The sequence below is a fragment of the Legionella gratiana genome (genome assembly GCF_001467695.1).
Classification (GTDB): domain Bacteria; phylum Pseudomonadota; class Gammaproteobacteria; order Legionellales; family Legionellaceae; genus Legionella; species Legionella gratiana.
Genome location: NZ_LNYE01000006.1, coordinates 35,049 through 42,494 on the forward strand (window position 1 = coordinate 35,049; position 7,446 = coordinate 42,494).

Genomic DNA, 7,446 nt, shown 5'->3' on the forward strand with positions numbered 1-7,446 from the left:
CTTTGCTGAGAAAAGGTGCGTGTTTGTATGTTTTTTTAGAAATTAGACTGCATAATCATATCATTTATATGATTTTTAATTTCATTCCATTGTTCAAACATTTGCTGTTGTATTAATGGATTGTTTTGAATTTCTAATTCTTTTGCATTCTCTTTAGTATAAAGAATATTCAAAACCAGTAAATCGTCGCGATTTGCGAACGCTTTATCCATTGATACACTATTTCTTTTTGCATCATCAACAAAAATAATGGTTTTAATCTCTGTTTTTATTTTGGATAAAGCACACAGTAATGCTTGTCCTTTATCCTCCCCATCAAGAAACATGATACCTCGTTGATAAATAACCTCTTTGCTAAATTGCGGGCAATGAAGATAATCGGCTAGTGATGTTTTATTGTTCTTAAATTTCAATCCTTTTTCTTGAAACAATAATTTATCACCCACCAGGAAATTATTGTCTTTAAGTTGCATCAATGTTGCACTCAGATGCTCTTTACCCCGAGCCGTTAATCCCATAATCATTGCGCCTTGATCGGTGGCATTTTTAAGGAAAGGCAATACATATTGATCAGTAACCTCCATTTTGATTAATTGAAATAAGATATTTTGAATACGCACCAATTGTTGGTAGTCCGTTGTAACTAATTTATCGAGATCATTTCCCGTATTTAGTAATTCAGATTGCCAATCCCACCAACCCACACTACCTAAAGGTTGCGTCATGGTGATTAAGGTGTCATCCAAATCAAAAACCATTAAGGTCGTTTTGGGATCTCTCTGCCAATCGCCATATAAAGCAGCAATCTCCGCAAAGCTATCCAGCTCATAATTAATCACTTTAGCAAAGATAGGATTGATAAGTAATGAACAAATAAAAAATAGAATAAAACGCATCATTGCTCCTAGCAGTTGTAGTCCAGGAATTAATGGTATAGAGTAACCAATGGATTGATTAGATAGAAAAATAAAAACATATTGTTCATTATGATAAACAATCAATTAAATCTTAACGATTTAGCAATTTTTGCTTTAGTAGTCAAAAATCAAAGTTTCACCCAAGCAGCACTGGAGGCAGGTATGTCCAAAGCGTGGGTCAGTCAAAAAATGTCACAACTGGAAAATACTCTTGGAATTAAATTACTCAAAAGAACAACGCGAGCGTTAAGCCTCACCATGGGTGGGAAAATTTTATTTGAACATTGCCAAATCATGTTGAACGAAGTTACAAATGCGGAAAATCATTTGCGAGAATATGCAAAAGCGCCATCGGGTAAACTAGTAATTACTTGTCCTGAGATCACTGGTTTAGAATTATTGCCAGCCCTTTTAAGTGAGTTTAACTCTCTTTACCCTCAAATAAGAACTCGTTTAATGATTACAGATCAGCTCATGGATTTGACGCAACACGGAATTGATTTTGCCTTCAGAACTGGAAAATTAGCTGATTCAACGCTTGTATCTCGTTACATCGGTAAAGTACCTCGTTGTCTTGTTGCCTCTCCCGCCTATATATCCAGTCATGCGCCAATTAGAGAGCCTGAGGATTTAAAAGATCATGCTTTATTAAAGCATAGTTCTCTATCTGATTGGCCTTTAAGAAGTGGAGAAAAAACGTTTAAAATACGTCTTAAAAATGCGGTGATTGAAAGTAGCTCTTTAATTTTTTTACACAAAATGGCGTGCCTTGATCGAGGCATTGCTTTTCTTCCTTATTATTTATGTTCTGATACGTTAAAAAATAATGTGCTAAGCAAGGTATTACCCGAATGGTCAAACACAGATAATCAGTATTATATGATTTACCATAAAGACAAAAGTGTTCTATATATAAATCAATTATTTAAAGAATTTATATTGAGCTCCGATTTAAAAAATAGGATTTCTCGATAGACGTTTTGTGATACCCCTAAACTTATAGGGCTACCTCTCTGTACCGCTTAATTCAAATTGTTTCTTCCTTACCCTTCAAAAATAGACAAATCTCCATAAAAAAAATATTATATGTTCAGTATGAATATATTTGAAACAATAATAACAACGCTCCAGGAGGAAAAATGAAGTTTTTTGGCAGTAGAAAAAATAAACAAGTTTATAACAAATTAGAAGATAAAACACAAAAAGAAGTTTATCATGAAGATACTTCTCTCAAACAAATTGACGCAGAATTAAAGCAATTAAAAAAGCAAAGGAAAAAACTGACCCCACCTCATAGTTCACAAATTTGTGCAAGCTCCTTTTTCATAGGCGTACCAATTGGAATTCCTCCTTCTTATTTTGCTACAAATAATAATATTAATCATCGAGAAATTATGTCATTAGATAGACAGATTGATCGATTAGAAGAAGCTAGATACAGAATTATGAATCCTAGTACTGCCCCATCAAGATGAGTACTACCTATAAACACTCAAAGGCGTCTTAACAAATTAGGCATACAATAAAATTCTCACCAATAGGCGTATCATTACTCTCCGCGAAAGCATTGTCTCTTGATAACCTCTTGGACTACGCCTCGCGGTATATATATCCCAGTGTTTTAGCACAATGCCCCTAGATCAAGAAACTGGTGTTTTTTATCCTCAAATCAATAAGTTAACTGTATCAGTAAAAGAATTTTCCTCCTTGTTACTTTCATTTGTAGAAAAAAATCCATGTCTTTCATATATTATTTTAGGAGAAGAACATTGAAAATTGTTGGTGTTAAAATATTCAAATAATTTTTGAATATTTTTAGGCGTAAAGTTAGTAGCAATTTCATTTTCATTAATAGCTCTGTATTTCGTTATATCATTTATTGATAAAATTTCTTTTATGCTATTCATCGCTATATAGTGTTCGTTAGGCTCATTTGGCATAAATTTTAGAGTTAATTTTTCCTTACATCCATATGTAGATAGACTAAAATGAATACTTTCAATGCCAATTTTTTTTAATTCACTCCTAATTGATTCCTGGTTTACTACACGATTAAGCACATCAATTCTATCTTGAAAATAGTGCTTATTAATGGTGGGTAAAAAATCTATTGAACGAGTAATCCTCTTATCATTTTCTAACAAAAACTCAACTTCTGATCGCCCATCCTTAACCCAAGCAAGACATTTAATCTTGGCATGGGTTGGATGAGCAAAAGTATATTGATAAGGATCTAAGTTAACTAATTTTATATTTTTTATCGTATTAGTTTTCAATTGATCTACTAATTGATTGCCCAACACAATATCTTCTAAGCAAATTGAATCGGATAAAATTTCCTTTAAATCATCAATTATTGCCTTGCTAAATTTATCTCTATACCGAGATCCCTCATCAAACGAATGAATAAGTACCTTCATACCCTTGTCAGAATTGCTGACAATTACATCAATAACAAAATCAGCATAATTCAAATTTTTGGGTTTCAATTTTAGTAAGTTGTTTAATACAAATTGTATTTTTTTGATTGTTTCTTGATCAAGTCCTGTATAATTACAGTGTATCGTGAAATCAACTACAGGCATAGTTAGATTATTCCATTCCTGGATATCTTCCTCATAGGTTGTTATTTGGATTGAAAGGGTATTATGAGGCAGTCCGAGTTTGTTAATCCAACTCTCAATTTCTGAAATATAAACTCCATGTGTTGTAATACAGGCTTGAGCGAGAATTTCTGTTTTACTAGCAATGCTTAGACCTTTTTCTGGTGAGTATCTATAAAATTCTCGAAGAGGATAACCTAATTTTGATTGTAATAATAAAGCATCTTTTGCCGATTTTTCCGTATTGCCAACAATAATACCTACAATACCTTCTTCCTCATAGGTACCAAGCGCCTCATTGTGGTTTAGGGCTGGTTTCCCCCAATAATGAAGACCTTTGTCAGGAATAAGATCTGAAGAAATTCCTTTTCTGCGTTTCTCCATCTCCATCATTTTCTCTCGAATGCCCTGAAGATCTTTCTTGTCTTTATTAAAACCAACTTTAGAATCATATTGAAATATTCCATCTGCGGCACTACTACTCATAACATTTTTTTTATAAAAATAGGGTACCAAAGTCCCTTGATGATTCGGGTTAATAATAACAAGCAAATCACTTCCAAAAAGCTCTGTAGCTACTTCCTTCATCAGAAAAGAACAGGGACGCCATTTAAACCCTTTGGGTGCCCAAACCTTGTCATTTCCATATTGTTGCTCAAAAAAGTGTTTTAATTCGCGAGTAGAATGGATACCACACTTATCCAATACACGTTTGTTTTCTTTTAATACTTTGAACTCATCATCCAATGCAGTGCCTTTTAATGCACGCACATAACAACCGTCTGCTTGATAGAGTTTCATACCTAACTGTTGTTCCGATGTACTTTTAGGATCTTGGGGAGGGAAAGGTTTTATTCCAGTAATAATGCTATGTACTTTGGGGCTATTTTTGCGATTATAGAGATCCAACAAGGACAGAGAAGAAATATCAATATCAGAAAAAATGACATTTTTTCCTTCGCGTAAACAAGCAAACAAAATGGTTTGCAATAACATGTTTTTTTCTGCTTCAAATACTCTTAAGTAGCAATTTGGGGAATATTCACATTCACTGTGGAGATTACCTACCTTACCATCGCCTTCAAAAATACCCAGAGTTTCTAAGTGATTTTCAATGATTTCATCGAGCTCCTTTAAAAAATAAGGAAATTCATGTAGGTCATTAAAAATATCAAGATACTCTCTATCAAAACTGTCTGCTGCCACAACACGAATAATATCAAGACAATCAGCATCATGTATTAACTTTTGATAAATATTTTTCGCTTCTTTAGTCTCCAAAGATTTCTTATTTTTACCAGCCTCACCATCTTTTTTTTCTAGTGCTAATGCAATAGGTTCTATAACAGCACGTGAAAATCCGAGCGATAACATATCGCGTTTAAAATTTTCTGCATGAGCTTTCTCATCACCTTCAATTTCATTGATATTGGCAGAATCATGATAAATGGCAGCTAGTTTAAGTAATTTAATCGTTTCTGGATTTAAAGAAGTACCATCTTGTGTTTTTAACACATCTAAATAATTAGGAGCATATTTCTGATACAATTCAATGAACATTTCTAAGTTGAGTGCGGCGCTACTGACATGTACACCGCCATGGCGTGGTCTGTTGATCTGAGGTTTTATATCTGTTTTACCAGGATATGGGATTAAATAGTAGCTTTCGATTGCAGCTTGAGCAAGTTCATGAAAATGACTCTCTTTAGTTAAATTTAAATATTGGCATTTTTCAATAAAAGTCATGGAATAAATCTCCAACATTTTAAAATATCTGATTATCCTATAAAAAGCAGTTGGCCTCGTAATGAGAAAGTGCGTTCTTTTGCGAACTCTCTAACCATGAATGCAAAATCGCTCCATACAACTTTGGCTGTTCTAAATGAGGATTATGTGACGCCCCCAGAATAATTGCTAATTGAGCATTATTCATTAATTCCACATATTCCTTACAAGCAGTTGGCGAAATAAAATCATGCTCCCCAACTGTAATCAAGGTTTTCACCTTAAACTCTGATAAACAGGACAATCGTTCATAATCTTTTAAATTTCCCGTTATTAAAAAATCGTTACAGCCCCACATATAATTGCGTAACTGAATATTGGTATTCACTGAAGACTCGAACAGTTCATCAGGCCAGACCGGTAAACGGCACATATGATGCTCCGCAAAATATGCTGTTGCTTCCATCAACTCAAGAGTATTGGTTTTATTCTGTTCCATCGCTAATCGAAAAGCAGTTTGGATATGCTCAGGAAAAGTAGTGAGCAATTCATGCATGGAGGCTAAATAAGCATTGATGCTTAATACAGGTGACGCCAAAACAAGATTGGTAATTTTATCAGGATAAGCTAATGCATAATCAAAAGCATACATGGTTCCCGCTGAATGTGCATAAAGATTAAATTGCTGCAATCCCAAATGTTGACTTAATTTTTCAATTTCATCGACAAAACGCTCTTTTTGCCACCATTGCGGATTATTTGTTTTAGTAGATAAACCACAATCAAGTTGATCATAAAAAATAACCTGTCGCTCAGGAAGAAGCGATGCCAAAGAAGCTAAATAATTATGTGGTGTCCCCGGTCCTCCATGAACCACAATTAGCGGCAATCCAGTCGCGTGCTCATTAACAATTCTGTAGGCAATAGTTCCGCCAATGACGGGGCATTGAGCGGAAACACAATATTCATTTGTAATCACGCAGGAACTTCCTCTGCAGGTTGATTTGTATTTAACCAACTTAAAGCAAATAAACTTGCTAGGATCACTCCAAAGAAAACAGACAAAGCTAACATAAGGGAATGCCCATTATACAAATAACCAGTAATTGCCGTAGATACAGAAACCAACAAAGCTCTAGAGCCCATGATCAGCGAAGAAGCAGGGCCTTGCAATACTGGAAATAGGGACAAAGAGTTGGAAAAAATAATAGGATAGCACGCAGCAAAACCAATCCCGAATAAAGACATAAATAAGGTGGTCAAATAGGCTGAGCTTATACCCTCTATACTCAACACCACAAAAGCCAAGATACTGATAAAACTTAGAGAGACACCATATTTTACAGTTTTATTTGGACCAAACAGGGGAATAATTTTGCTTGCATACATACTGGTTATCGCAAAAGAAGCCACGATAATTGCTTGATGTACTACAAAAGTTAAAATAGTTAAGCCGAATGTTTCAATATATAAAAAAGCACTACCTACTATATAAGACATATATGCAGCAAATAATAAGCTAGGAACCATAGATGCTGTAATAAATTGGGTACTGGTGATTAATTTCTTATAATCACCAATCATTTTTTTGGTGTTAAAACGATCTAATTGTGTCTTTGATTCTGGCAATAGAAACCATAATAAAATCCAAACAAACACACTAAACGCTGCCACACTGCCATAATTACCCCGCCACCCAATAGCTTGATTGATAACCCCACCTAACAATGGAGCGCAAGCCATAATGATTGATAACGCAGCGTTCATCATTCCGATGAGTTTCATCGCTTTTTCACCTTGATATAAATCAGCAATCATAGTGAATACCAAAACTACCGAAGTGCTCGCTCCAATACCTTGAATAAATCGAGACATTAAAAGAAAATCGATGCTTGGCGCATAAAAACAACCCACTGCTCCAATGGATAATATCGCATTGCCAAACAACATCATCTTTCTTCGACCAAAGCTATCCGACAAAGGACCATAAAGCAAAGCGCCAAGAAAATAGCCTAAAAAATTATAGGTAATTGTTGCCTGAATGACGCTTTCAGAAACATTAAAAAATTGTGCAATCTGGGGAAATCCTGGCACTGAAATATCCACTTCAGCACAAGTACTCACTAAAGACAGCAAAAATAACCACGGTAAAAATCGGTTTTGCATTATTACTCCTTCAAAATGATGGTTCTATAAGGATA

6 protein-coding genes are annotated in these 7,446 nt (G+C 34.6%); 2 read left to right on the plus strand and 4 right to left on the minus strand.

The annotated features are described in order from the left end of the window. Window positions 1–35: 35 nt before the first annotated feature. The gene (locus Lgra_RS02700) at window positions 36–1,001 is read right to left on the minus strand and encodes a DUF2608 domain-containing protein (RefSeq protein WP_238584335.1); all 966 of its coding nucleotides are present in this window, start codon (window positions 999–1,001) and stop codon (window positions 36–38) included. On the opposite strand from Lgra_RS02700, the gene Lgra_RS02705 reads away from it, so the two are divergent. Beyond that, the gene (locus tag Lgra_RS02705; protein WP_058497747.1) at window positions 987–1,892 is read left to right on the plus strand and encodes a LysR family transcriptional regulator; all 906 of its coding nucleotides are present in this window, start codon (window positions 987–989) and stop codon (window positions 1,890–1,892) included. The genes Lgra_RS02700 and Lgra_RS02705 overlap by 15 nt on opposite strands. A 164-nt stretch (window positions 1,893–2,056) precedes the next feature. Further along, the gene (locus Lgra_RS02710; protein ID WP_058497748.1) at window positions 2,057–2,392 is read left to right on the plus strand and encodes a hypothetical protein; all 336 of its coding nucleotides are present in this window, start codon (window positions 2,057–2,059) and stop codon (window positions 2,390–2,392) included. 189 nt (window positions 2,393–2,581) lie between these two features. Here Lgra_RS02710 and Lgra_RS02715 read toward each other — a convergent pair whose 3' ends face one another. The 3 genes from Lgra_RS02715 to Lgra_RS02725 are packed head-to-tail and all read right to left on the minus strand — an operon-like array spanning window position 2,582 to window position 7,411. Beyond that, window positions 2,582–5,266, minus strand: coding sequence for a hypothetical protein (locus Lgra_RS02715; RefSeq protein WP_058497749.1), 2,685 nt, complete (start codon window positions 5,264–5,266; stop codon window positions 2,582–2,584). 37 nt (window positions 5,267–5,303) lie between these two features. Next, window positions 5,304–6,224 carry a proline iminopeptidase-family hydrolase gene (locus Lgra_RS02720; RefSeq protein ID WP_058497750.1) on the minus strand — a complete coding sequence of 307 codons (921 nt, stop codon included), beginning with the start codon at window positions 6,222–6,224 and terminating at the stop codon, window positions 5,304–5,306. After that, window positions 6,221–7,411 (minus strand): multidrug effflux MFS transporter, encoded by a 1,191-nt coding sequence (locus Lgra_RS02725; protein WP_058497751.1) that lies wholly within the window; start codon window positions 7,409–7,411, stop codon window positions 6,221–6,223. The genes Lgra_RS02720 and Lgra_RS02725 overlap by 4 nt, the downstream gene beginning before the upstream one ends. Between the last annotated feature and the right edge of the window lie 35 nt (window positions 7,412–7,446).